This is a genomic window from Brevibacterium moorei, from assembly GCF_024580735.1.
GTDB lineage: Bacteria > Actinomycetota > Actinomycetes > Actinomycetales > Brevibacteriaceae > Brevibacterium > Brevibacterium moorei.
This window is the reverse complement of record NZ_JANIJX010000008.1, coordinates 1-24,974: the sequence shown is the minus strand read 5'-3', so window position 1 is coordinate 24,974 and position 24,974 is coordinate 1. Positions and strand designations below refer to the sequence as shown.

At 67.4% G+C, this 24,974-nt stretch carries 22 protein-coding genes; 3 read left to right on the top strand and 19 right to left on the bottom strand.

Annotated elements, in window-relative coordinates; translation table 11 throughout:
- Positions 1-116: 116 nt before the first annotated feature.
- Together NQ034_RS07205 and nth are read right to left on the bottom strand one after the other, a co-directional pair.
- Positions 117-830 (bottom strand): NUDIX hydrolase, encoded by a 714-nt coding sequence (locus NQ034_RS07205; protein WP_257047945.1) that lies wholly within the window; start codon positions 828-830, stop codon positions 117-119.
- Entirely contained in the window at positions 827-1,687 is an 861-nt protein-coding gene (gene nth / locus NQ034_RS07200) for an endonuclease III (protein ID WP_257047943.1), read from the bottom strand. The genes NQ034_RS07205 and nth overlap by 4 nt, the downstream gene beginning before the upstream one ends.
- Positions 1,688-1,958: 271 nt before the next feature.
- On the opposite strand from nth, the gene NQ034_RS07195 reads away from it, so the two are divergent.
- Positions 1,959-2,636 (top strand): Crp/Fnr family transcriptional regulator, encoded by a 678-nt coding sequence (locus NQ034_RS07195; protein WP_257047942.1) that lies wholly within the window; start codon positions 1,959-1,961, stop codon positions 2,634-2,636.
- Between the two features lie 85 nt (positions 2,637-2,721).
- Here the strand turns inward: NQ034_RS07195 and NQ034_RS07190 are convergent, their stop codons facing one another.
- The 6 genes from NQ034_RS07190 to NQ034_RS07165 all read right to left on the bottom strand — a co-directional run bounded on the left by NQ034_RS07190 (position 2,722) and on the right by NQ034_RS07165 (position 8,911).
- On the bottom strand, positions 2,722-3,474 hold the full coding sequence (locus NQ034_RS07190) for an MBL fold metallo-hydrolase (RefSeq protein ID WP_257047941.1): 753 nt from the start codon (positions 3,472-3,474) through the stop codon (positions 2,722-2,724).
- 41 nt (positions 3,475-3,515) lie between these two features.
- Positions 3,516-4,577: an NUDIX hydrolase gene (locus NQ034_RS07185; protein ID WP_257047939.1), complete on the bottom strand. Its 1,062-nt coding sequence runs from the start codon at positions 4,575-4,577 to the stop codon at positions 3,516-3,518.
- Between the two features lie 36 nt (positions 4,578-4,613).
- Positions 4,614-5,093: a RidA family protein gene (locus NQ034_RS07180; RefSeq protein ID WP_257047938.1), complete on the bottom strand. Its 480-nt coding sequence runs from the start codon at positions 5,091-5,093 to the stop codon at positions 4,614-4,616.
- A gap of 89 nt (positions 5,094-5,182) precedes the next feature.
- Positions 5,183-5,341: a Sp36 family protein gene (gene sp36 / locus NQ034_RS07175; RefSeq protein WP_257047937.1), complete on the bottom strand. Its 159-nt coding sequence runs from the start codon at positions 5,339-5,341 to the stop codon at positions 5,183-5,185.
- A 174-nt stretch (positions 5,342-5,515) separates the two neighbouring features.
- Positions 5,516-7,864, bottom strand: coding sequence for a transglycosylase domain-containing protein (locus NQ034_RS07170; RefSeq protein ID WP_257047935.1), 2,349 nt, complete (start codon positions 7,862-7,864; stop codon positions 5,516-5,518).
- 129 nt (positions 7,865-7,993) lie between these two features.
- Entirely contained in the window at positions 7,994-8,911 is a 918-nt protein-coding gene (locus tag NQ034_RS07165) for a metallophosphoesterase (protein ID WP_257047933.1), read from the bottom strand.
- 190 nt (positions 8,912-9,101) lie between these two features.
- Here NQ034_RS07165 and NQ034_RS07160 point away from each other — a divergent pair, with 190 nt between their 5' ends.
- The gene (locus NQ034_RS07160) at positions 9,102-9,878 is read left to right on the top strand and encodes a nitroreductase (RefSeq protein ID WP_257047931.1); all 777 of its coding nucleotides are present in this window, start codon (positions 9,102-9,104) and stop codon (positions 9,876-9,878) included.
- Between the two features lie 206 nt (positions 9,879-10,084).
- Here NQ034_RS07160 and NQ034_RS07155 read toward each other — a convergent pair whose 3' ends face one another.
- The 7 genes from NQ034_RS07155 to NQ034_RS07125 all read right to left on the bottom strand — a co-directional run bounded on the left by NQ034_RS07155 (position 10,085) and on the right by NQ034_RS07125 (position 20,102).
- On the bottom strand, positions 10,085-10,996 hold the full coding sequence (locus NQ034_RS07155) for a metal ABC transporter permease (RefSeq protein WP_257047930.1): 912 nt from the start codon (positions 10,994-10,996) through the stop codon (positions 10,085-10,087).
- Entirely contained in the window at positions 10,993-11,838 is an 846-nt protein-coding gene (locus tag NQ034_RS07150; RefSeq protein WP_257047929.1) for a metal ABC transporter ATP-binding protein, read from the bottom strand. The genes NQ034_RS07155 and NQ034_RS07150 overlap by 4 nt, the downstream gene beginning before the upstream one ends.
- Before the next feature lie 54 nt (positions 11,839-11,892).
- A complete protein-coding gene (locus NQ034_RS07145; protein WP_257047926.1) occupies positions 11,893-12,936 on the bottom strand; it encodes a metal ABC transporter solute-binding protein, Zn/Mn family in 1,044 nt (347 codons plus the stop codon).
- Between the two features lie 271 nt (positions 12,937-13,207).
- Entirely contained in the window at positions 13,208-14,245 is a 1,038-nt protein-coding gene (locus tag NQ034_RS07140; RefSeq protein WP_257047925.1) for an aspartate-semialdehyde dehydrogenase, read from the bottom strand.
- Entirely contained in the window at positions 14,242-15,579 is a 1,338-nt protein-coding gene (locus NQ034_RS07135) for an aspartate kinase (RefSeq protein ID WP_257047923.1), read from the bottom strand. The genes NQ034_RS07140 and NQ034_RS07135 overlap by 4 nt, the downstream gene beginning before the upstream one ends.
- A 246-nt stretch (positions 15,580-15,825) precedes the next feature.
- Entirely contained in the window at positions 15,826-16,431 is a 606-nt protein-coding gene (recR, locus tag NQ034_RS07130) for a recombination mediator RecR (protein WP_306427583.1), read from the bottom strand.
- Entirely contained in the window at positions 16,428-20,102 is a 3,675-nt protein-coding gene (locus tag NQ034_RS07125; RefSeq protein WP_257047922.1) for a DNA polymerase III subunit gamma and tau, read from the bottom strand. The genes recR and NQ034_RS07125 overlap by 4 nt, the downstream gene beginning before the upstream one ends.
- Before the next feature lie 54 nt (positions 20,103-20,156).
- Here NQ034_RS07125 and NQ034_RS07120 point away from each other — a divergent pair, with 54 nt between their 5' ends.
- Complete coding sequence (locus NQ034_RS07120; RefSeq protein ID WP_257047921.1) at positions 20,157-20,843, top strand: DUF1707 SHOCT-like domain-containing protein; 687 nt, start codon at positions 20,157-20,159, stop codon at positions 20,841-20,843.
- Positions 20,844-20,903: 60 nt separating this feature from the next.
- On the opposite strand, the gene NQ034_RS07115 is transcribed toward NQ034_RS07120, so the two are convergent.
- The 4 genes from NQ034_RS07115 to NQ034_RS07100 form a co-directional block, all read right to left on the bottom strand.
- Positions 20,904-21,455: a maleylpyruvate isomerase family mycothiol-dependent enzyme gene (locus NQ034_RS07115; protein WP_257047920.1), complete on the bottom strand. Its 552-nt coding sequence runs from the start codon at positions 21,453-21,455 to the stop codon at positions 20,904-20,906.
- 9 nt (positions 21,456-21,464) lie between these two features.
- Positions 21,465-22,364, bottom strand: a complete 900-nt coding sequence (locus NQ034_RS07110; protein WP_257047919.1) for a Sir2 family NAD-dependent protein deacetylase — start codon at positions 22,362-22,364, stop codon at positions 21,465-21,467.
- 13 nt (positions 22,365-22,377) lie between these two features.
- On the bottom strand, positions 22,378-23,112 hold the full coding sequence (locus NQ034_RS07105; RefSeq protein WP_257048033.1) for a hypothetical protein: 735 nt from the start codon (positions 23,110-23,112) through the stop codon (positions 22,378-22,380).
- 282 nt (positions 23,113-23,394) lie between these two features.
- Positions 23,395-24,402: an amidohydrolase family protein gene (locus tag NQ034_RS07100; RefSeq protein ID WP_257047918.1), complete on the bottom strand. Its 1,008-nt coding sequence runs from the start codon at positions 24,400-24,402 to the stop codon at positions 23,395-23,397.
- Positions 24,403-24,974 lie beyond the last annotated feature (572 nt).

Below are 24,974 nucleotides of genomic sequence, written 5' to 3'. Positions count from 1 at the left end.
CGATCAAGGGCCCATAGATTTAGGTAACATCTACGTTCCTTAATCTAATAGGTATGGCTTATTTAGCAACCCCTAAGTGACCTACCTCACCAAAAATATCTCGATGTCAACCAAAATCAGGGGCGCATCTCAATCGCCCGGCGCTTGTCATAGGGCCGCGCCCAGCCGGCCGAATCCAGGGCGAAGTCCAGCAGTCCGGCGGTGAAACCCCAGACCGTCAGCACCCCGGCGTCGAAGGCGGGCGTGTAGAAACGCGAGCCCGGCACCGCATAGCGGCCCCGGTTGCCCGGAGCCACCAGATCCGCGATCGGCACCCGGTAGACCTCCTGGGACTCCGCCCGGTCCACCACCCGCACGTCCATGGGCGTCTCCCACCAGGCCAGCACCGGCGTGACCTCGAAGCGCGAGACCGGCACATAGACCGGCTCCAACGAACCGGCCACCCTGATCCCGCCGGCCGTCACGCCAGTCTCCTCCCAGGCCTCGCGCAGAGCCGCGGCAACAGCATCGGCGTCCTCCGGGTCGCGGCCGCCGCCGGGAAAGGCCACCTGGCCCGCGTGCTTGCGCAGCGTACTGGCGCGCTTGAGCAACACCACGTCCACATCCCCCACGCCCAGGCCGTGCAGGCGTTCGAGCTCCGCCCGGCCCGCCGGTGTGCGCGGAGCCTGGGTCCCACGACCGAAGAGCATGAGCACGCTGGCGGCCCTGGCGCCGGCGGCCGGTGCCGGCCGGGCGGCCAGCCACGAACCCGACAGGGACCGCCCCGCCACGCCGCGCAGGCTGGAGAACAGCGGATCCGGCTGGGGATCGTCTGGCAGGTGCAGGCTCATTGCGCCTCCCCCGTTCCAGAGGCGCCCGGCGCGGAAGAATCGGCCACGGCACCGTTCGCGGCGCCGCGTGCGGAGGCCGCGGTTTGCCCCGCCTCGGCGCACAGGCGTGCGTACTCGGCCTCGCGCCCCGGCGCCATCTCATAGGTCAAAAGGGCCCGCGCCTGCTGCGGATCGACCTCGCCGATGCCGAAGCTGGGGCACAGTGCGGTGATCGGGCAGGCCCCGCAGGCCGGTTTGCGGGAATGGCAGATCCGCCGTCCATGGAAGATCAACCGGTGGGACAGCATCGTCCAATCCCGTGGTTCGAACAGCTCGGCGACATCGGCCTCGACCTTCACGGGGTCCTCCTGCGCGCTCCAGCCCAGCCTGCGGGCCAATCTGCCGAAGTGCGTGTCCACCGTCAGCCCCGGCATGCCGAAGGCATTGCCCATGACGACGAAAGCGGTTTTGCGGCCCGTCCCTGGCAGGGTCGTCAGCTCCCGCACCGTGTCCGGGACGACGCCGTCGAAGTCGGTCACGAGCTTGTTCGCCAGTGCCACGATGTTCTTCGCCTTGGCCCGGTAGAACCCGGTGGGACGGATGATCGACTCGACGTCCTCGATCCTGGCAGCCGCCAGTGCGAAGGCGTCGGGGTAGCGGGAGAACAGCTCCGGGGTGACCTGGTTGACCCGCACATCCGTGGTCTGGGCGGAGATCACGGTGGCCACCAGCAGTTCGAAGGGATTGCGAAAATCCAGTTCGGCATGGGCATAGGGATACGTGGCCGCCAGGATCCGATTGATCTTCCGGGCCCTGCGCTTGCGTCCCAACGGGGTCTCGCGGGAGAACTTCCTGGCCGATTTTTCAGCGAGCGTCAACACCCGTCAAGGATACGCGGTGCCGGACACCGATGCTGTGGAGTACCGCCCACCTGGGCATCCGGTGCCACGGCCAGGCGACGGCGATGCCGCGCACGGGCAGCGATGATGCCGCAGCCGCGCGCAGTCGTCGGAACAGTCACCCCCACCCTGTGATTGTTCGCACTGACCGGGTAGATTAGTACCAGTAAGTGATCATGAGCGTTGGATCGGTGCGCGTGGTAGTATCCTTCGCGCTCGCGGATCGAAAGCTATTAACGGAGGTATCCACGTGGACATAGAGGTAGTGCGCAGCGCCGCACTGTTTTCGGGTCTTGACGACGAATCCACCAGTGCCCTCTTGAAGTTCATGAAGCCGCGCAGCCTGCGCCGCGGCACCGTGCTCTTCCACGAGGGTGACAGCGGCGATGAGCTCTACATCATCTCCAGCGGCAAGCTGAAGCTGGGGCGCGAATCGTCAGACGGCAGGGAGAACCTGCTGACCGTGCTGGGGCCCGGCGAAATCGTCGGCGAACTGGCCCTGTTCGATCCGGGCCCACGGTCCACCACCGCCACCGCGGTCAGCCAGACCGAACTGCTCAGCCTCAAGCACGAGGATCTGCTCAACTGGCTGTCCGAACGCCCGCAGGCCGGCATGAACCTGCTCAAGGCCTTGGCCCAGCGCCTGCGCCGGACCAATGAGACCGTTGGCGACCTGGTGTTCTCCGACGTTCCCGGCCGTGTCGCCAAGGCCCTGATCGACCTCTCGGAGCGCTTCAACAAGCCCGCTCCCGACGGCATCCTGGTCGCCCACGACCTCACGCAGGAGGAACTGGCCCAGCTGGTCGGCGCCTCGCGTGAAACCGTGAACAAGGCGCTGGCGGACTTCGCCCAGCGCGGCTGGATCCGTCTGGAGGCCCGCGCCGTGGTCATCCTCGACATGGACCGCCTGCGCAACCGCGCGCACTGAGCGACCCAGCACAACAAACACGCCGTTCCTCCAAGAACACCCCACTACAGGGGCAGGTTCTTGGGGGAACGGCGTGTTTACGCGTTCAGGCCCTGCTATCCAGGTACTCCAGCTGAGCGCGCACGATCTGTTCAACGGCCGGGCGCACATTGTCCGGCACCTCCGCGTACACGATGTCCGCAATCGCCTGCACACTCGTCGCGCCCTGGGCCCTGACCGCCTCGACCTCACCGATGCGCTCCTGCCGGTGATTCACGTAGTACTCCAGCCAGCCCACCGGATCCGTGACCGTAGGACCGTGGGCCGGTTCGATCACCGTAAACTGGCCGGCGATCGCCATCGCCAGCAGCGACCCCAGGCTGTCCAGATAATCCGCCAGAGAGCCCTCCGGATGAGTCACCACCGTGGTTCCGCGGCCCAAAACGGTATCGCCTGAGTACAGAGTGTCCCCGTGCAACACGCTGATCGAGTCCGCGGTATGGCCCGGGGTGGCGATGAGTTCGACGGTGTCGCCGCGACCGGGTCCGAACCGTACCTGCTGTCCGTCGGTCACCGGCGCGGTGTGCCGGGCGAAACGCTGCAGCCCCGCATAGACGGGGACATCTGGGGCCCATTGGTCGATGGTGGCCAGCATGTCGGAGTGGTCCCAGTGCTGGTGGGTCAGCACGATGCCGACCAGCTTGCGCCCGCCGATCGCGGCCAGGAAGGCGTCCCTGTGCGCCGGTAGTTCCGGTCCCGGGTCGATCAACAGCGCCGAGGCGTCGTCGTCTGCGAACAGGACGTAGGTATTGGTGCCGTCCAGGGTCATCGGCGTGGGGTTATCGGCAGTGATCCGCATGTGACCCAGACTACGCCAGGTGACCTGAGCGGTCCGGGATATCAGTCCTCGGAGGTCTGCGAGTTGGCACGGTCCGCGTCGTCGGCCTCGGCCTCCAGTTCCGCGGCCTCATCGTCGGCGAAGGGCTCCTCCTCGTCGAACTCATCGCCGCCGGTCAGGGTCGCGGCATCATCGTCCTCCTCGGCTCCCGTACCGGTGGGGTCAACCGGCTCGAAAGAGCGCAGTGCCCCGCGGTCGCTGGGGTCGGCAGGCGGGTCCAGAGTGATGAGCCACTCGCTGCCGCGGTGCACCAGCCCGGGTCGCACCGGAGTCAGATCGCGCACGCGCAGCATCGCCGATCCCACGGTGCGGGTGTCCAACAGGGATTCGCAGATCAGTCGGGTCGGCAGGGAGATGAACTCATTGGGCCCGGCGCCGGCCTCCTGGGCAGCGGCATCGGCCCGGGCCAGGACCTCGGCCGGGGACAGCCATCCGCCCCACGCATCGCCCACGGGTCGGAAGCGGACGCGCTGGCCATGGGGCAGGGCCAGGGTGAAGTAGACGGTGTCCATCCGCCGCAACTGCCATTCGGTGTTGACCCAGCGCAGCCAGGGGTGCAGCATGTCCAACCGCAGTGTCATCGACTGGCTGCGCAGCAGGCCGATGAACTTCTGCCTGCGGTCCTCCACTGCCGTCCGGCCCCGTTCCAACCAGGGGAAGTCCTCCGCGGTCGCCAGGCGGCCACTGGGCAGGGCCGCCAACAGAACGCCCATGCGCATGAGCAGGACGCGGGCCGCCGCGGTGAAGTAGCTCAGCGCCCTGGCCTGGTTGTCCACCCGCAGGGCGCGGGCGCAGTCGGCGGCGTTCCAAGCGGACAGGGGCGCGCGCACGGCGTCGCCTGCCCTGGTGGGGGCGACGGGGAAGGACCAGCGCCCCGGATCGGCGATACCGGGGTCGGTCTGCGTCCGAGTCACGAAGACCTCGAGCCCATCCGGGGTGTCGCGCAGCAGCACGGCGCCGGCATAGGGCTTGGGGGTGTCGGGGTGCGGACGCGCGCCGGCCCGGGAGAACAGATCGACCACCTGTCGTAGTTCGGTGGAGATCGGGAACTCCCGGGCCGGCATGGTCGCCTCAGCGCCTCAGTGTGGACCGCGGACGGTTCAGCGCGTCGCCGACATACGGAAACGCGCCTGGATCTCGACCTCGACACAGGAGCCCAGCGGCAGGGCGGCCACGCCCACGGCCGAACGCGCGTGGTCGCCGGCGGGCTTGCCGAACAGTTCGCCGATGATCTCCGAAGCACCGTTGATGACGGCGGGCTGTTCGGTGAAACCGGGAGCGCTGGCGACGAAGCCGGTGACCTTGACGATGTCCTCGATCCGGTCGAAGTCGCCGATCACGGACTTCAGGGCGGCCAGGGCGTTCAGCGCGCACTGGCGGGCGGCCGCGTAGCCCTGTTCCACCGTCACATCGGCTCCGAGCACGCCCGGGTGCAGCAGCTTGCCGTCTGCGAAGGGCAGCTGGCCGGAGGTGTAGACCATCGTGTCCACGCGCTTGGCCGGAACGTAGACGCCGGCGGGTGCGGCGACTTCCGGCAGGGTGATGTCAAGGGCTTTGAGACGTCCTTCGACCAGGCTCATGGGATTCTCCTAGGGTTGGTTGGCTGTGGGTGCGGGACCGAGGCCGCGGCCGGGGGCCGCTGCAGGACCGGAGTTACGACCGGACCGGCTCAGGCCTCTTTGGGCCGCTTGAGGTAGGCGACCAGGCCATTGCCGTCCGGGCCGGGGATGACGGTGACCAGTTCATAGCCCTCGTCGCCCCAGGTGTCCAGGATCTGCTTGGTCGCATGGATCATCAGGGGGACGGTGACGTACTCCCACTTCTGCATGGGCTCTCCTTCGCGTTGTCGGCGGGCGGCCACACGGCGGCACCGGCTGTGCTGGCGGCGTCCAAGGCCAGGGGCCAGACGCCTACACCCGATATCCTAGACCACGCATCGGACACGGAATCGGAGGCTACCTGCTGGGCGACTCCACCCCCGGCAAGGACCGCCGAACGGCTGTCAGTTGCCGCCCAGGCCGTAGCCGCCCTCGGGCTTCTTGTCCTTGTCCTTCTGATCGGACTTGTCGTCGTCCTGCTTGGCCTTGTCGTCCGGTTTGTCCTGATCGGAATCGTCTTCGTTCTGCTGGTCGTCTGTGTCCTCGTCATCCTCGCCGGAGGAATTATTGGCACCACCGTTCCCGGACGATGCGCTGATGTCTCCGCGGGAGAAACCGGTATTGCCGGACGTGTGTTTGACCGCCTTGCTCATATACGACTTCCACGTCTTACCGGAGATCGTCGCACCGAAGATCTGGCCGGTCACACTGCCCTTAGAGTTCTTGCGCCAGTCCTTGACCCCATCCGGGTTGCCGGTCCACACGGAGGTCGAGATCTTCTTGGTGAAGCCCGACAGCCAGGTCGAACCGACCTCGAAGTTGGTCGTACCGGTCTTGGCACCGGCGGGCACACCGATGCCCAGCCCACGGGTGGTACCACCGCTGAAGCCCTGGGTTAGCGCCCAGGCCACAGACTTGGCGACCTGGGGATCCATCGCCTCGTGGCAGTCGGGGTCCGGCGCGTCGACCTTCTTGCCGTTGACGTCCTTGATGGACACGATGGGCGAGGGCTTGCAGTAGGTGCCGCCGGAGGCGAACACGGCATAAGCGCTGGCCATATCGATCGGGGCGACTTCCGCCACGCCCAGAATCGACGAGGGGCCCATAGCCGGGTATGTATCGACCTTCTTGGCCTTGCCATTGACCATGGCCCACTGCTTCTGAGCGTCCTCCAGCCCATCGCCATTGCCGTACTTGACGCCCAGGTCCTCGGCCGTCTTGAGGATGCCACACATATTGAGCTGATTGCCCATGGCGGCATAAGCGGTATTCACCGAGTGCTTTGTCGCTTCCAGAGCCGACATCGAAGCCCTTGCCTCGCCGTCTCCTGCGTTCCTTGGGTTCCACGAGGCCTGCGCCCCGCGGCACCCCTCGTATTTCCAGGAACCGGCGGGGAAATTACGCCGGTTGGCGTTGACTGTACCGCCCAGGCCATGGCCCTCCTTGAGCCATTCACTCAGGACGAAGGGTTTCCAGGTCGACCCGACCTGGAAACCGCTCATGCCGTTGTACTGCTTGGGAACATTGAAGTTCCAGGCCGTCTTCGTGTATTTCTTCCCGCCCTCCGTGGCGGTGTACTTGCGGTTCTGGGCCATCGCCAGGACCTTGCCGGTCCCCGGTTCCACGGACACGACCGTATGGCCGGCACCGGACTTGTCACCGGTGGGCACACGGTTTTCAATCGCCTTGACCGCGTCCTTCTGCATCTTCGGGTTGATCGAGGTCTTGACCGTCAGACCACCGCGGGAGAGCACTGTGGCACGTTCCTGTGGAGTCTTGCCGAAGACCGGGTCCTCCTTGAAGATCTCGGAGACGTAGTCACAGAAGAATCCCATCCCGCGTTTGGCAGTGGTGCAGCCGTTGGGAGTTTCGTGCAGCTTCAGATTCAACTTGGCCTTGACGGCCTTATCGTGTTCCTTCTGGTCGATCTTGCCGTGCTGGAGCATCAGCCCCAACACCACATTGCGCCGGTTGATCGTCCCCTCCGGATTGCGCTCCGGGTTGTACAGGGACGGGTTCTTCACGATGCCGGCCAGGGTCGCGGCCTGCGCCACGTCCAGGTCCTTGGCCTCGATGCCCCAGTACCGGTAGGCGGCGGCCTCCACACCGTAGACGCGCGGGGAACCGGAGTAGTTGTTGATGTTCATATAGCGGTTGAGGATGTCCTCCTTGGGGAACTTCTTCTCAACCGAGATGGCCAGCTTCGCCTCGCGCAGCTTGCGCGCATAGCCGGCCACGCCCTCACCCTCGGTGGCTTCTGCGACGCGTGGGTCATCGGGTCCGAATTCGGCCTCCGCATCTTCCGTCAGCACGTTCTTCACGTACTGCTGAGTCAGGGTCGAACCACCCTGCTGATTGGTCGACACCAGGTTGTGCACCAGGGCACGCCCGATGCCCTGCAGGTCGACGCCGCCGTGTTCGAAGAACCGATAGTCCTCGACCGCCACCGTTGCGTCCTGCATGGGCTTGGAGATCTTGTCCAGTGGCACCTCTTCGCGGTTCTTCCAGTAGAACTGCGCGATCGTGGAGCCGTCAGCCGCCTGGATCGTGGACTTCTCCGCCAGCGGGCGGGGGTCCAGTTCGCTGGGCAGGGCGTTGAACACGTCCACCCCGGCCTGGGCACCGGCGGTGCCCACCCCCACGACGGGGATGGCGAGGCCGGCGGACACGACGCCGGCGATCACCGAGACGGCCAGGAACTGCATGAATGCGCGGATCCCACCCTTTTTGGTGTCAGACACAGAAGAAGCCATGGCGCAAGTCTAGCGAAGTCCGGAAAAACCAGCGTGGAGCCCGTGCGCAGCCCACACCCAGGTTCACGAACGGCAAACGGCCGGTGCCCCCGGGCCGCGGGCTGCCCCGTCGCGGGCCGACCCCGAGCATCAGCCCGTGGTGGTCAGGGTGATGAGCGAGGCCTCGGGCCGGCAGGCGAAGCGCACCGGGGTCAGTGCGGAGACCCCGGTTCCCCCCGATACCTCCACCCAGCTGTCCAGGCAGCGGAACAGGCCGCGGGCCCGATCGCGCGGCTGATCGCAGTTGGTCGCGGGCGCCCCCCAGAAGGGGATGCAGACCTGGCCGCCGTGGGTGTGCCCGGCCAGGATCAGCTGGGAGCCAATGGCCGAGAGCTTCGCCAGGGCGCGCTGATAGGGGGCATGGGTGACGCCGATGCGGACATCGGCGTCCGGGGCGAAGGCCGGCGCGTGGTCGGCATCCAGGGCGATGTGGGCGTCGCCCAGGCCGGACATGGCGATCCGCGCCCCGTTCGCCATGACCAGGGCTGCGGCATTGTCCAGCCGGTTCCAGCCCGCGTCCCGATAGGCGCCGACGAAGGCCTCAACGGGCAGATCGGGCACAGCCGGATACTTCGACCGTTTGTTCGAGGGACCGTCCAGATACTTCAGCGGATTCTTGAAGTGCGGGGCGAAGTAATCGTTGGACCCCAGCACGAAGGCGCCTGGACGCTCCAATAGACGGGCGTGGGAGTCCAGCACCATGTCCAGGGTCTGGCCGCCGAAGTTGTCACCCGTATTGACCACCAGGTGCGGGTCGAGCTCATCGGCCAGTCCCAGGATCCAGCGGGGCTTCCAATGCTGCCAGGTGGTCTGGTGCTGATCGGAGATGTGCAGAATGCGGACTGTGCCGGTGCCGTCTGTGCCGGTGAACCCGGCCGGCAGCAGGGGGAGTTCATAGCGACGGATGCGGAACCAGTTCGGTTCGACGAACAGGGACCAGCCGGCCACTGCGGTGCCGGTCAGGGCCAGGGTGCCGGCGGCGGCCAGCAGATTTCGGGTTGTGCTCACCGTCGGGAGTGTACCCGGGCGGGATTCGAAGGCGCTGAATCATTCCCACGGGATTCGGCCCGCGCTCTGCGACTCTCAAGCCTTCACCCGCTGTCCGGGGTCCTGGCGTATTCCCTCTGCCCGTGTTCGAAAGCGCCCGCCATCCGAGGACGGATTGCGGTTGCGCGGGCTGTCGATGAGACTTGGGTCCATGACCGCAATGGAGCACAGCACCTTAAATCCCCTTCCCCGCACAGCTGCCGACGACACCGGGGACGACGCGGCGCAGGATGCCGTCCGGGACCATGCCGCCCAGGTGCTCGACCGGCTGTTGACGGAACGTTTCAGCTGTCGGGCGTTCCTCCCCGAACCGGTCCCCCACGAGACGATCTCCCAGATCATCGGCTCCGCTTCGCATGCGCCATCGTGGTGCAATACCCAGCCCTGGCACCTGCACGTGCTCGAGGGGGCCGCGGCCGGGGAACTGCGCGGTGCGGTGTCCACCGCCGCCCGGCAGCGGCTGGCCGAGGGCCTGCCGGAGACCCCCGACATCCCCTTCCCCACGTCCTTCGAGGGCGTCTACCGCGAGCGCCGGCGTGCTTCGGGCTGGCAGCTCTACGATGCGGTGGGCGTGCACAAGGGCGACCGGGAGGCCTCGGGGCGCGAAATGCTGAAGAACTTCGACTTCTTCGCAGCCCCCACGGTGGCGATCCTGACGACCACTGCAACGCTGGGCACCTACGGGGTGTTGGACTGCGGGCTGTTCCTGCAGTCGTTCCTGCTGGCCGCCCAGGCGCGCGGCGTGGCCTGCGTGCCCCAGGCGGCTCCCGCCGGCTACTCCGATGTGATCCGCCGGGAGTTGGGACTCGACGACGATCGCCTGGTGGTGTGCGCGGTGGCCCTGGGCTTCCCCGACTCCGAGGCCCCGGTCAACGGCTACCGGACCGCGCGGCAGGGGCTCGACGAACTAGTGACCTGGGTGGGTTGAGCGTCGGGTAGGACTTTCGACAGTGTCTGAGCGTTCCTGCGAGTGCCGCATCGGGCACGAACGGCCGATAGGTGTCATGAACTTCCGCCTAACCCGGCGAAAAGCCTGCCTTTTGTGACACCGCCCTACGTTCGCGAACCCGACGAAGGAGCGGGCGCAGGTGGGGATCAGCCCTCAGGAACATCCGACCGCGCTCGGACCTCCGTTCAGCCGGCCAGGGAGGGGTGGCGGTCCAGGTCGGCCTGGCGGCCCGTCAGTTTACGGGTGTGGCGGCGCATCCGCACGGCGCCGATCGACCGGCACACCAGGTAGATCAGGAAGCTGATCGTCGTGACGAAGGGGCTGATCGGCACGCTGGGCGCACCCAGGGCGATCAGGATGCCACCCACGCTGGAGACCAGGGCGAAGGCCATCGACAGCAGCGGCACCACCACAGGATTGGCCGACACCTGGGTGGCGGCTGCGGCCGGGGTGATGAGCAGTGCGAGCACCAGCAGCACACCCACCACCTGGACGCTGAGCGCCACGGCCAGGCCCAACACCAGCATGAAGACGATCGTCAGCGCCCCCACCGGCACGCCCTTGGCGCGGGCGATCTGCGGGTCGATCGAGGAGAACATGAGCGGGCGCCAGATGACCAGCAGGACCACCAGGACGATGACGGCGCAGATCACCAGGACCCGCACCTGGTCAGGGGTGATCGCCACGATCTGCCCGGTCAGCAGGCCGAACTTGTTCGCCGCGCGGCCATCGTAGAGGGCCAGGAACAGGATGCCCAGGCCCAGGCCGAAGGGCATGAGCACACCGACGATCGAGTTCTTCTCCGAGGAACGCACGCCCAGCACGCCGATCAGCAGGGCCGCCAGCATCGAGCCGACCATGGAGCCGTAGACCACGTCGGCGCCCACCAGCAGGGCGAAGGAGGCGCCGGCGAAGGACAGTTCCGAGATGCCGTGGACTGCGAAGGCGATATCGCGGGTGACCACGAAGACGCTGACCAGTCCGCCCACGATCCCCAGCAGGGCGGCGGCGAACAGCGAGTTGCGCAGCAGGTGGACCAGTTCGCCGTAGTCGTCGAAGGTGAAGGAGGCGAAGAAGGTGGACAGGAAGTCGATCATCGCGCACCGCCCGCGCCGGTAGCCGCCGAGGTCCCGGCGGCCACCGCGGCCCCGCCGGCGGGTGCCCCGTCCTCGCCGCCGACGATGATGAGCCGCCCGGCCGCGCGCACGACCTCGACGGGTGATTGGAACAGGTCCGACAGTGCTTCTGTGGTGATGACGTCCTCCGGTTTTCCGACCAGGAAGTGGCCGCCGGCGATGTAGAGCACGCGGTCGACATAGGGCAGGATCGGGTTGATCTCGTGCGTGACGAACAGGACCGAGGTCCCCCGCTGCCTGCGCTGTTCGTTCAGCAGGTGGGCGACCAGGCGCTGATGTGGGATGTCGAGGCTGAGCAGCGGCTCATCGCACAGCAGGATCTTCGGATCGCTGGCCAGCGCCTGGGCCAGGCGCAGGCGCTGTAGTTCCCCGCCGGACAGTGTGCCCACCGGTTCGTTCGCATAGTCCTGGGCACCCACGGCCGCCAGCAGTTCGTCCACCTGGCGGCGCTTGGAGCGGCTGGGCCAGCCGGTGCCCCAGCGGTGCCCGTCGATGCCCATGCCCACCAGGTCGCGGGCGCGCATCGGGGTATCCCGGTCGACTCCCCGCTGCTGGGGCACATAGCCCACGTCCGGATCCCCGCGGTGGACTTCGTGTCCGTTCAATTCGACGGTGCCCGAATGCAGCCTGTACTGGCCCAGCAGGGTCTTCAGCAGCGAGGTCTTGCCCGAACCGTTGGGGCCCAGGATCGCGATGAACTCCCCCGGGTGGACGTCGATGTTCAGGCCGTGCCACAGGACGCGTTCGCCGAAGCGCAGTTGCGCGTCGTGCAGTTGCAGAACAGGGGGTTGGTTTCCACTCACCTGATCACTGTACCCAAGCGTTGTCACGGACGTAGTCCCAGTGGACGTGGCGGATCAGCCCAGGGCCTTGTCGATGGCGTCGATGTTGCCGCCCATCCAGGTCACGTAATCTGAGTCGGCCGGCATTGTTTCACGCAGGTCGACGACGGGCACGTTCGACTTCTCGGCGGAGTCCTTGAGTGCGTCGGCCTGGGAGTTGGAGGCCTGCGTGTTGTAGGCCAGCAGTTTGACCTGCTTCTTCGAAATCTGGTCCTGAGCCGACTTGAGCACCAGCGGCGGCACGTCGTCGCCCTCTTCGACGGCTTCGAGGAAGTCCTCGCTCGTGGCGTTGTGCAGGCCCATATCACCGAACAGCCACAGCGGCACGGGTTCGGTGGCGGCGGCCTTGGCACCGTTGTGGTCCTTCTTGACCGTGGCCGCCTTGTCCTCCAGCCCCTGCAGCTTGGACTTGTAGGCATCGGCGTTCTTGGTGAAGGCAGCGGCGTTGTCCGGGGATTTCTCCCCCAGCGCCTTGGCCACCGCGTCGGTCACCTTCACCATTGTCGGCACCGAGTACCAGACGTGCTCGTTGAACTCGCCGTGCTCGTGGCCCTCGTCACCGTGCTCGTCACCGTGCTCGTGGGCCTCCTCATCATGGCCCTCGTCACCGTGGTCGTGGCCCTCATTGCCCACGCCGTCGGAGCCCGGCAGGCCGGAGACCGAAACGGCGTCCACCACGGTCGGGTCGACGTTCGCGGCCTTGATCATGGAGGTCATGAACGCGTCGTAGCCACCGCCATTCTCAACCACCAGGTCGGCCTTGGACACCTTGAGCTGGTCGGCGCTGGTCGCCTCGTAGTCGTGCGGATCCTTGTTCGGATCGTCGATGACGGCCGTGATGTCGGCATCGTCGCCCGCGACGTTCTTCACGATGTCCGCATAGACGTTCGTCGAGGTCACGACCGTGAGCTTCCCGGAGTCCGCCGAACCGCCGGACGCGGAGCCCGCCTGGGCGGAACCGCAGGCCGCCAAGAGCAGAGCGGATGCACTGAGGGCTCCGATGGCCGCGAACCGGGCTGGTTTGCGCAGTCGGATGGATGCACTGGATGAGGCCTTCATGGAACCTGCTTTCTCATATGTCTGCCGGCTTATGGGTCCGGCTGAATGCAGACGGCCCGCCACCGCGCGCATTCACTGCGCATGGTGGCGGGCCGTCGTTCGACGTTGGTTCCACCGTACTCATGTAGGTGCATATGCACTAATCAAAATATGCACATCCGCGCATACCGTGATCGACCATAAAATAGAGGCCCGCTAAATGATGATCGAGGCCGCAGTGGAGGCACGATCATCATTTAGCGGGCTCCTGAAGTCCGGAATGCGGATCCCGTCAGCGCTGGGCCAGCAGGGCCGCGATCTGCACGGTGTTCAGCGCTGCGCCCTTGCGCAGATTGTCATTGGCGATGAAGAGCACCAGGCCCTTCTTGCCCTCGGCCGACTGGTCCTGGCGGATCCGGCCCACGAAGCTGGGGTCCGCACCGGCGGCTTTGAGCGGAGTGGGGACCTCGTCGAGCACCACGCCGGGCGCCTGGGCCAGGACCTCGCGGGCCCGCTCCGGGGTGATGTCCCGGTCGAATTCCGCATGGACGGACAGTGCGTGGCCGGTGAACACGGGTACCCGCACGCAGGTGCCGGCCACGCGCAGCTCCGGGATCCCCAGGATCTTCCGGCTCTCATTGCGCAGCTTCTTCTCCTCGTCCGTCTCATTCAGGCCGTCGTCGACCAGATTGCCGGCGAAGGCCAGGACGTTGAACGCGATCGGCTCGACGTAGACCTGCGGGGCGGGCAGCGTGACGGCTCCACCGTCGTGCACCAGGCCGCGGGCATCGGGCAGCCCGGCTTCCAGCTGGCCGTACAGTTCGTCCACACCGGCCAGTCCGGAACCGGAAACGGCCTGGTAGGTGCTGACCATCAGCCGGTTCAACCCGGCTTCCCGGTGCAGGGCCGCCATCACGGGCATGGCCGCCATGGTCGTGCAGTTCGGGTTGGCGACGATCCCCTTGGGGATGTCGTCCAGAGCGCCCGGGTTGACCTCGCTGACGACCAGCGGAACCTCCGGGTCCTGGCGCCAGGCGCTGGAGTTGTCGACCACGGTCACGCCGGCCGCGGCGAAGCGCGGGGCCTGCGCCTTCGAGGTGGCGCCGCCGGCGGAGAACAGGGCCACGTCCAGCCCGCTCGGGTCCGCGGTGGCCGCGTCCTCGACCGTGATCGGGGTGCCCTTGAAGTCCAGCTGCTTGCCGGCCGAACGGGCCGAGGCGAAGAAGCGGATCTGCTCGATGTCGAATCCGGGATCGTTCGCCAGCAGGCTGCGCATCACGGCACCCACCTGGCCGGTGGCGCCGACGACGCCGATCTTCAGTGAGCTCATCGTCCGGTACCTCCGTATACGATCGCCTCGACCTCTTCGGCATCAAGACCGTAGGCGGAATGGGCCACGCGCACCGCTTCGTCCAGCAGGTCCGCGCGGGTAACCACGGAGATGCGGATCTCCGAGGTCGAGATCATGTCGATGTTGATGTGGGCGTCCGACAGCGCCTCGAACAGCTTGGCGGTGACACCGGGGTGGCTGCGCATGCCCGCGCCGATCACCGACAGCTTGCCGATCTGATCGTCGTAGCGCATATGGTCGAAGCCGATTTCGGACTTCGCGTCCTCCAGGGCCCTCGTTGCCTTGGCTCCGTCGGAGGCGGGCAGGGTGAAGGAGATGTCCGTGCGGCCCGGGTCGCGGGTGGAGATGTTCTGCACGATCATGTCGATGTTGATTTCGGTCTTGGCCATGATCGTGAAGATCTGCGCGGCCTTGCCGGGAATGTCCGGGACGCCGACGATGGTCAGCTTGGCTTCGGAGCGGTCGTGCGCGACGCCGGAGATGATTGCCTGTTCCATGGTGGTGTCCGTTTCTTCTGTGTCGGTACCTTCCGGGGTGAGTGCGCCCGGTTTGCGGCGGGGACGGAATTCCGCCGGGATCGGATCGTCTGTCACCCAGGTTCCCTGGTTGTGCGAGAAGCTGGAGCGGCAGTGGATCGGCACATTGTAGCGGCGGGCGTATTCGACCGCGCGCAGGTGCAGCACCTTTGCGCCCGAGGCCGCCATCTCCAGCATCTCCTCGAAGGTGATCGTCTCGATCCGGCTGGCCGCCGGTGCGATCCGCGGGTCGGCGGTGAACACGCCGTCGACGTCCGTGTAGATCTCACACACATCGGCGTTCAGCGCCGCTGCGAGGGCGACTGCGGTCGTGTCCGAACCACCGCGGCCCAGGGTGGTGATGTTCTTCGTCGTCTGGGACACGCCCTGGAAGCCCGCCACGATCGCGATATTGCCCGTGTCCAGGGCCGAACGGATGCGTCCGGGGGTGACGTCGATGATGCGGGCGCGGCCGAAGGACTCGTCGGTGATCATGCCGGCCTGCGAACCGGTGAAGGACTTCGCGTTGAAGCCCAGATTGGCGATCGCCATGGCCAGCACAGCCATCGAGATGCGCTCACCGGCGGTCAGCAACATGTCCAGTTCGCGGGCAGGCGGCATGGGGGAAACCTGCTGGGCCAGATCGATCAGATCGTCGGTTGTGTCACCCATTGCGGATACCACCACGACGACCTCGTGCCCGGCCTTGCGGTATTCGACGATGCGCTGGGCGACGCGCTTGATGCTGGCAGCATCCGCCACCGACGATCCGCCGAACTTCTGAACGACTAGGCTCATGCGTTCACTTTCCTAGGTGGGAGCGGGGAACCGGGGGTGAGGACCCGGACCCGTGCGGAATGGCTCCGTGGTCCATTCCATCGTCCATTGTATGAGGGCACCCCGCCGGGGCCGAGGTGGCCGTCCGCGCTTCGAACCGCGGCAGGAAATTTTCCTGCCGGGTGGCCGCGAGACGGGATCGGCAGCCGGCGGTACCGCCGACGGCGCGGCTGGCACTACCGCCCGCAGGCGGCGCGGCCCTCCGGCTCAGCCGACCGCGGTCCGGCCCTGCAGCGCCCGACCCAGGGTGACCTCGTCGGCGTATTCCAGATCGCCGCCCACCGGCAGGCCGCTGGCCAGCTTGGACACCTTGATGCCCAGCGTGCCCAGGAGCCGGATCAGGTAGGTGGCGGTGGCCTCGCCCTCGAGGTTCGGATCGGTGGCGATCACGCATTCGGTGACGGTGCCGTCGGACAGGCGCGGCAGCAGTTCCTTGATCCGCAGATCATCGGGGCCCTTGCCGCGCATCGGATCGATCGACCCGCCGAGCACGTGGTACAGGCCCCGGTATTCGCGGGTGCGTTCCAGGGCCACGACGTCCTTGGACTCCTCCACGATGCAGATCATGGTCTGATCGCGACGGGGATCCTGACAGATCAGGCAGGTGTCCCCTTCGGCCACATTGCCGCAGATGGTGCAGAAACTGACCCGCTGCTTCACCGCAGTCAGCGCGTGGGCCAGGGCTGCGACCTCGGCCGAATCGCTCTGCAGGATGTGGAAGGCCAGGCGCTGGGCGGACTTGGGCCCGATCCCCGGCAGCTTGCCGAATTCCTCGACCAGGTCCGCCAGCGCACCCTCGTACGCCATGCTCATTCTCTAATCTCCTCAATCACCACTCCGCCCAGCAGCCGTTCAACCACCGGGACCCCGAATTCCCCGGTCTCGCTGATGTCCAGGTCGTTCTCCGGGTCGACGTTCATATATTCCTCGTCGGGGCTGATGTAGCCCGCGCCGGGTGCCTCCTGGCCGGGGCCCGGCCCCACGGGGGTACCCGGATATCCGGAGTCCCCCGTGTAGCCGGGGTCGCCCGGGTACTGACCCTGCGAGCCGCCCTGCTGCCCACCGGAGCGCTTGCCCTTGGCGTGCCGGGCGGCGAGGTCTGCGAATGGATTCGCGTTTTGCTGCCCGGGCCCCCCGGAGCCCGCATGATCGTGCCGATAGGCGTACGAGCTGCCCGGCCCCGGTCCCCGGCCGTGGGCGAACCCTGCGGCACCTGAACCGTTGTCGCGGCCGTATTCGGACTCATCCTCCGCTTGTCCCGGAAGGTCGCCCGCAGGAGTCCCCTGGGGGTAAGCGCCACCTGTGCCCTGGGTATTCCCCCGGCCGCCGCCGGCCCCGGGGCCTGTGCCCGGCCCGGTCGCGAAACCGTTGTCGGCCCGGTCCCACCCGGCCGTGCCCCCATCCGGCTGATACCCCGTGAAGCTGATCGAGGTGTCGGCATATGCGCCCAGGAAGTCCAGATCGTCCGCCGGGGGAACTGCCGACGCTGCAGGCGCGCTCTGGTCTCCGGGGGTCTCCGCAGGCCGTTCGTTGGCAGGTTCGCCCGCGGGAGCATCCGGATAGGCCGCGTCCGCATAGTCTTCATCCCACGGTTCGAAGTCCACGTCCGCCGGCGGTGGCACTACCAGAGCCGGCACGTCGACTGCTCCGGAACCGGCCGAGGTCTGGGGCTCGTCGAAGGTGCCTGCAGTCGGCTCGTTGGAGGGCTCGGTGGTCGGCTCGTTGAAAGTTCCGACCGGGGTGTCCTCGACCTCGCCGAAAACCTCGAAGTCATCGGCGAAGGGGGCAGTTACGGGCTGTACCTCCGCCCGGCTTCCCGGTCCCGCAGGCGTGCTGGCCGGCCCGGCTGGGTCCGCCTCCTGATCGGAGCCCTCGGGCTCGGCACGGTGTGGTCCGGGCTGCCGCTCTTCGCGCTGTGGCGCCTGCGGTCCGCCGGGCTGCTGGGGCCGCTGATCCCGCCGGCCGGCGGGGGCTGGACTCGGGTCCACTGTGCCGGGACCGGAGGCGGGAGCCCAGGGCCCATCCTGGGGTGGGGTCTGCCAGAACTTCTCGTGGTCGACGGGTTCACGGTCCATGGCGCGCGGCCCGACGACCGCATCGATCTCGTCCTGGCTGGGCCGATGCTGGCCTGCCGTGGGCGCGCTGCCGGGTGCGGATTCCCCCGCCCGGCCCGCGAAGCCCGCGCCGGGGCCGAATTCCTGCCCACCGCGCGGCCGGTTCTGGCCCGCACCGGAGCCGGTGTTCTGCCCGCCGGCGGAGGCCTGCGCACGCTGTGCGTCGAGGTCGATGCCCACCTGGCCGACGGCTACGCTCACCCTCATGCCCAGTTCGTCGAAGATGGCCTCCGCCAGTCGCTGGTCATTGCCGTTGCGATCGAAGCTGTGGGCCGATCCCTCATTGTTGAAGCCCAGCTGCAGGGTTCCGGATGCGACGGCCAAGGGCACGGCGTTACTGCTCAGGATCGCGCGGGCCAGACGGCTGCGCCGACCCAGGGCGTCCAGGATATTGGGCCAGTTGCGCCGGATCGCGTCGATCTCATTGCCACCGGGAATGCCGGGCGCAGCTGCTTGTGCGGGTGCAGCCGACGCTGTGGATACTGCGGCTTCTGCTGCAGGCGCGGCGGGCGCTGCCGGCCGTCCAGCCGGTGCGGCGGTGGGCGCCGATCCCTGCGGATGCGAGGGGTCCACCCGCGGCGGTTCTGGCTGCCGCTGCGGCTCCTGCTGGGCAGCCTGCTGTGTGGGCTGCTGCCCTGGCTGCGGCGCCGAACGCTGGTACGGAGGCTGCTGCGCAGCACGCCCTTCGGACTGGTGCAGGGACTGGCGGGTGGAGTCCCGCTGCTCGCCTCGTTCCTGCGGTCGGGATTGCGCGGGCTGCCGGCCCGGCTGCGCCTCTTGTTGTCCGGGTGCACGTCCTGCCGGTGCCTGTGCCGTTTTGGCCGGGCCCTGTTCCTGCGGCCGGCCCTGCTCCGGTGCCGGAGCCGGCGCGGACCCGCCGAGGTCCTCGGTCGCGAAGGACTGCGCCATGGCGGCGAAGTCGGCGATGTCGTCCAGCGAATCGTAGTGCCGGCCCTCGTGTGAGGGAGCCGGACCGGCTACTCCGCCCTGCGCACCGCGCGGCCGTGCCTGATCGGACTGGACCGGGCCGTTCTGCGCCGGTCCGCTCTGCGCCGCCTGCTGTGCCGGCTGGGCCCGTCCCGCTTGCTGTGCGGACCCGGTCCCACCGGTCATCGAGGAGCCACCGGCCACCGCAGCGCCGCCGGGCACGCCAGCCGCCGCACCGCCCGGCACACCGGTTGCGGCGCCCGGCACGTTTCCGGCCGCGCCCATGCCGATGCGCCGTTCCATCCGGTCCAGGCGCGACAGCAGGGCCCCGCGCGTCTTCTCACCGCCGGGCAACAGCACGCGTGCGCACATGAGTTCGAGTTGCAGCCGTGGGCTGGTCGCCCCCGTCATCTCCGACAGGCCCACGTTGAGCAGGTCCGCGGCCCGTGAGAGTTCGGCCATCCCATAGGCCTGGGCTTGGGCTACCAGGCGCTCCAAGCGATCCGCCGGCGCATCCGGCAGCATCGCCGTCGCCTGATCGGGAGCCGTGGCCAGCACGATGAGGTCGCGGAAGCGCTCCAGCAGGTCTTCGACGAACCGGCGCGGGTCCTGCCCGGATTCCACCACCCGGTCGATGACCCTGAACACGGCGGCTCCATCGCCTGCGGCGAAGGCGTCCACGATGTCGCCCAACAGGGATTCCGGCGTATAGCCCAGCAGGGCCACCGCCGTGTGATAGTCGATCCCGTCTGGACCGGAGCCGGCCATCAGCTGGTCGAGCACGGACAGCGAGTCGCGCACCGAACCGCCGCCGGCGCGCACCACCAGGGGCAGCACGCCCTTGCCAACCGGGACGTTCTCCCGTGCGCAGAGCTCACCCAGATAGTTCGCCATGATCTCCGGCGGGACCAGCCGGAAGGGGTAGTGGTGGGTGCGCGAGCGAATGGTGCCGATGACCTTTTCGGGTTCGGTGGTCGCGAAGATGAACTTCACATGCGCTGGGGGTTCCTCCACCAGTTTCAGCAGGGCGTTGAAACCCTGGGGAGTGACCATGTGCGCCTCGTCGAGGATGAACACCTTGTAGCGGTCGCGGGCCGGCGCGTAGACCGCGCGTTCGCGTAGGTCGCGGGCATCGTCGACGCCGTTGTGGCTGGCCGCGTCGATCTCCACCACGTCCAGCGAACCGGGGCCGCCGGTGGCCAGGTCGCGGCAGCTGGCGCATTCCCCACACGGGGTGGGCGCAGGGCCCTTGGCACAGTTGAGACAGCGGGCCAGGATGCGCGCGGACGTCGTCTTGCCACAGCCGCGCGGGCCTGAGAACAGGTACGCGTGATTGACGCGCCCGTTGGCCAGGGCCATCTGCAGCGGACGGGTCACGTGTTCCTGCCCGATGACCTCTTCGAAGGTTTCGGGACGGTATCTGCGGTAAAGAGCTGTGGACACGGTACTAGGCTACCGGGCTGGGCTGACACGGGTCGGACACGGCACAATGGGACCATGTCCTCGAACCCGGAACCGCCCGTTTCCCGCGATCCCCGCAGGCTGCGCATCGGCTATGCCGAACGCGATGCGGTGATCGAAACCCTGCGCGAGGCCGCCGGCCAGGGACGTATCACCACCGATGAACTCGAGGAGAGGATCGAAGCCGCGGACGCAGCGCGGACATATCTGGAGCTCGATCCGATCGTCGCCGATCTGCCCACCCCACCGCCCTCAGCACAGGTCGCCGGACAACAGCTCCAACCCTCCATCCCCGCCCAGCGGATTCCCGGGCAGGTCCCAATGCCCGGCCAGGCCGGAGCCCCCGGCTACTCCGCCGCGGACCCGCTGGTTCTGAACGCGGGTTGGAACGACCAAGAGCTCACGGGCGACTGGAAGACGGTCCCCTTCATGCGCATCAAACTCAGCGCCTCAACGGTGCACCTGGACTTCACCCGGGTCCGCAACACGCTGGGCCGCATCGACATCGAGGTCGAGGGCGCAGCGGGCACTGGCGTCATCGTGGTGCCCGAGGGCTGGGGCGTCGACGTCGATGCCGTCGCCAAGAGCTGGGGCTCGAAAAAGAGCACGGTGAACCGGCAGCCAGAACCTGGACAGCCTGCCATCGTCGTCACCGGTTCACTGGGAATGTCGAGTCTGCGGGTCCGTCATCCCAACCGCTGGGAGCGCAGGAAACTCGGGTAGCCGGATGGCCCAACCACCGGGGCCACGGCCTCGGCGAAACAACCCAGCGGGGAAATACGGCTAGGCCTTGACCGGTTTGACCAGGGCGACCGACTGCCGGCCGAAGTAGTACAGCAGCAGTTCGCTGTTGGGACCCTCGACCTCGGCATAACCCGGCTTGCCGACCATCCGGCGGCGCAGCAGGCCGACCATCCGCCCCAGCTGTTCCTCCTCATCGGCGGGTAGCGCCCGGGGCACCCATTCGTCCGCGGCCCGGCGGATGTCCTCGTGGTGGACGAAGTACTCCGCGGTGTTCATTAGGCGATCGACAGGGCCCCAGGCCGCGAGGCTGCGGCGTTTCGGACCGGCGGCGACCATCCCCACCAGCTGATCCCAGGGCAGCGCCTTGAGCTCGGCCTCGCGGGCGGCTGCACGGCGTTCCAGCAGCGGCACCCGCGCGGCAAGTTCCGGTGCGGCGTTGCCGGGCAATGCGCTGGGATAGCGGTCGCGGACCACCAGGTGCACCGCCAGATCCGAGGCATCCCAACCCTCACACAGAGTCGGGGCGTCGGGTCCCGTACGGCGCAGCGCAGCCGCCAGGGCCAATCGTTCAGCACGGGCGTAGTTGACCATGCACCCAGGCTATAGCGTGAACGCCGTCTTGGCACGCCCCGGTGCACCTGTGATCGCCGCAGCCCAGGCGCTCAGGAACGCCGAGGCCCGGCTCACCGATCGGTAGTCCGCCAGCGCGTCAGCACGGGTCGGCCCGTCCGTGACGATGACCACGGGCTTGCCATCCCGAGCGGCGGCACGTACCAGCCGCAGGCCGCTCATCACCGCCAACGAGGTTCCAACGGCTACCAGCCCACCGGCCTCATCGACGGCCAGGGTGGCCGCCTGGGCACGTGGTTTGGGCACCGACTCCCCGAAGAAGACGACATCGGGCTTCAACGGCCCTCCGCACACCGGGCAGGGCAGGGGCTCGAAACCGGCTGTGTCCTCGAGTTCGACGTCCCCGTCCGGGGCGATGTCGAGTTCCTCGGCTGCGCAGGCGGCTGCGAACCCCGGATTGCGCAGGGTCAGCTCGTCCTGCACCCAGTCGCGGTCGTAGAGCCCGCCGCAGTCCAGGCAGACCACCCGGTCCAAACGCCCGTGCAGATCGATCGTCCGGTGCGAACCGGCGGCCTCGTGCAGTCCGTCGACATTCTGGGTGATGAGCGCTCCGGGCCGGATAGCGGCGAGCGCCCGGTGCCCGGCATTCGGCCGGGACCCCCGCATCGCGGGCCAGCCCACATAGCTGCGGGCCCAGTATCTGGCGCGCGCCGCGGCGGAACCGACGAAGGTCTGGAACTCCATCGGATTGCGCGGCGGCGCGTCAGGGCCCCGATAGTCGGGAATCCCGGAATCCGTGCTCAACCCGGCCCCGGTCACCACGACCCAGTCGTGGGCCGGGCGCGCGGTCAGGGCCGCGATGATCTCCTCATCGGGATGGCTGGGGGCGGCGGCCGGGATGCCCGCCAGCGGATCCTTGACGATGGGCACCGCGGGCTTCGCCTCAGGCCAGGCCGGCCAGGCCGGCGATACCGGTCAGCAGGGAGTCGTACTGTGAATAGCCGTCGGAGGATCTACTCACCGAGGCGATGATGATGATGAAGATGATGTAGGCGATGATGAGGACGATCCCGATTGCCAGGAACACGATCCCCAGGATGAAGCCCCACTTACCCAGGTTGTTGTCCGGCAGGCCGACCTCGCGCGACTTCTTCCGGGCGATGACACCGCAGATGATGCCGACGATCGGGCCCACGCCGATGCCGACCAGCGCCACGAGCGAGGCGACCAGCGAGATGATGCCCAGCGTCTGGCCCGGATCGACCGGCGCGGCGGGCACCGTATAGGGCTGGCCGTATCCGTAGGGGTCCTGGCCATAGGCCGGCTGCCCGTAGGGATCCTGGCCGTAGCCCGGCTGGCCATACGCCTGCTGCGAGCCATAGTCGGGCTGCTGGCCATAGGCCGGCTGCTCACCGTACTGGGGCTGGCCGTACTGGGGCTGCGAGCCGTAGGTATTGTTCTGTGAGCCGTAAGCGGCATTCGGATCGCCCTGCGAGCCGTAGTTCTGGGAGTCGTAGTTCTGCGAACCGAACTGCTGCGGCCCGGAGGCGGCACCATTCGAATCCGTTGCAGAACCGTAGTTTCCACCCGAATAATCGCCGCCCGAATAGTTGCCGGAGCCGGCACCGGAATCGTTGTATCCCTGGTTGCCCTGATTCGGATCCTGTGGAGTGGACATTGCTGTCTCCTTCGGTCGGTTCGGCATCGAAACCCCGACCGCAGTCGGGCCGGACTTCGACATATACGGAAAGTCTAACGGTCTGCCCTGAGGAGAGCCCGGCTCACCTGTTCACAGGCCCTGGCCGACGGAGTCCCACTGTGCACGTACCCGGGTTTTCCACCGCTGTGTCCACAACTGTGCATAGTAAAGTCGCCGGATCGTGCCGGTTGTCCACAGGCGCGGCCGTGCCCATCGTGCACACCGGTGGAAAAGGTGGAGCGCCCTGTGCCCGCGCGACGGTCAGTCCAGTCCCAGCAGGGACCTCGGCGTCGTCCACAGCACCCCGCGCAGCCAGTCGGCGCCCAGATCCGGGCGCTGAAGGGCCTGCAGCTGGTGGCTGTAGGGATACGGAATCGTCGGGAAATCACTGCCCAACACCACCCGGCCCGCCAGGCCGGCGAGGACGCGCGGATACTCCGCGGGCAGCGGCGCCAGGGCATTCATATAGTCGGTGCCGACCATCGTCGTATCCAGGTAGACGTGCGGATGTTCCGCGGCCAGCCGGGCGAACTCCAGGTAGTCGGGTAGGCCGGCATGGGCGATCACCAGCACCAGTTCGGGGAACCGGACCAACAGCCGGCGGATCGGCTCGGCGCCGGTGAAGCGGCCGGCGTGCGGACCGTTCCCGCAGTGGATGACGACGGGGGTCGCCGTCTGCTGCAGCAGGTCCCAGGCCTCGTCCAGGAGCGGATCGGCCGGGTCGAAATCGCCCACCTGCACGTGGACTTTGAAGACCTGCGCCCCCGCTTCCAGTGCCGAGGCGACACTGGCCCGGGCACTGACCGGCGCTTTGCCGCCGGGCCGGGTGGGGTCCGGCCGGGTGGCGCCGGGCGGTTCGGGATAGAAGGTGCCGGAGTGGATGGCGTCGGGGTGGGCGGCTGCGAATTCGGTTGAGAAGTCGTTGAGCCAATCGGCCATGCCCGGTCGGTGTGCGTAGTTCAGCGTCGTATAGGCGGTGACGCCCATATCCCGGAGGATCTGCACGCGCTGCTGGGCGGGATGGCGGTAGGCGATGGGCCAGGGCGGGGCACCGGGATCGTGCTCGGAGACGTGATCGAAGAAGTCCCAGACCTTCGCCTGAACGCGCTCGGGCATGAAATGCACGTGCAGATCGACGATTCCCGGTATCCCCCGTTCGTGGAGCCAGGCCGGGATGTCCGCGTCGGAAATGGGCGGACTCTGGGGGTCCGCCGATGCGCCTTCCGGTTTGTGCTCCTCGTTGTTCCGGGTGTTGCTCGAATCCGCCATCGCATTCCTTTCCTTTTCCACAGAAGCCTGCTGCGAGCTTAGCGAGTGTGGGTGGCGAATACGTCAGGGGCGGCGACATTGTTAGCAGCGGATTTCCGCAAACCACGTTATTCACAATCCTGGATCGACCCCGGGAAATAGCGCCTCGGAGCACCTGTTCGCAACGTGTCCGGGCGCGTCGTCCACCGTGCTTCCACCCTCTGTCCACAGCGCTATCCACCGCTGTGCATAACGCTGGGGCCTCAGCAGGGGAGTTTTCCACAGGGGTGGATGAAGTGGTGGATGTACGTCCACAACCCGGGTGTCGATGTGCAGTCACCTGCAGCGGGGAACTTCAACCGAAAAGGAGAAACGCCTCGGGTGAAACATGCCGGACGCCGGGGAATGCCAGAGGTCGTAACGTGCCCGTAAATGTGAGGACTCCGGGAATACATCCGGAGTTCGATCCAGGGGGGTGTCCCTATGTTCTTTGTCAAGCGATTCGGTAGATTTTTCCCGGAATCCGCTTGACTCAGTTTGGGGCGTGCTGGGGTGACCGGTTGACCGTGTAGTTCGTCGTCACGGTGCCACCA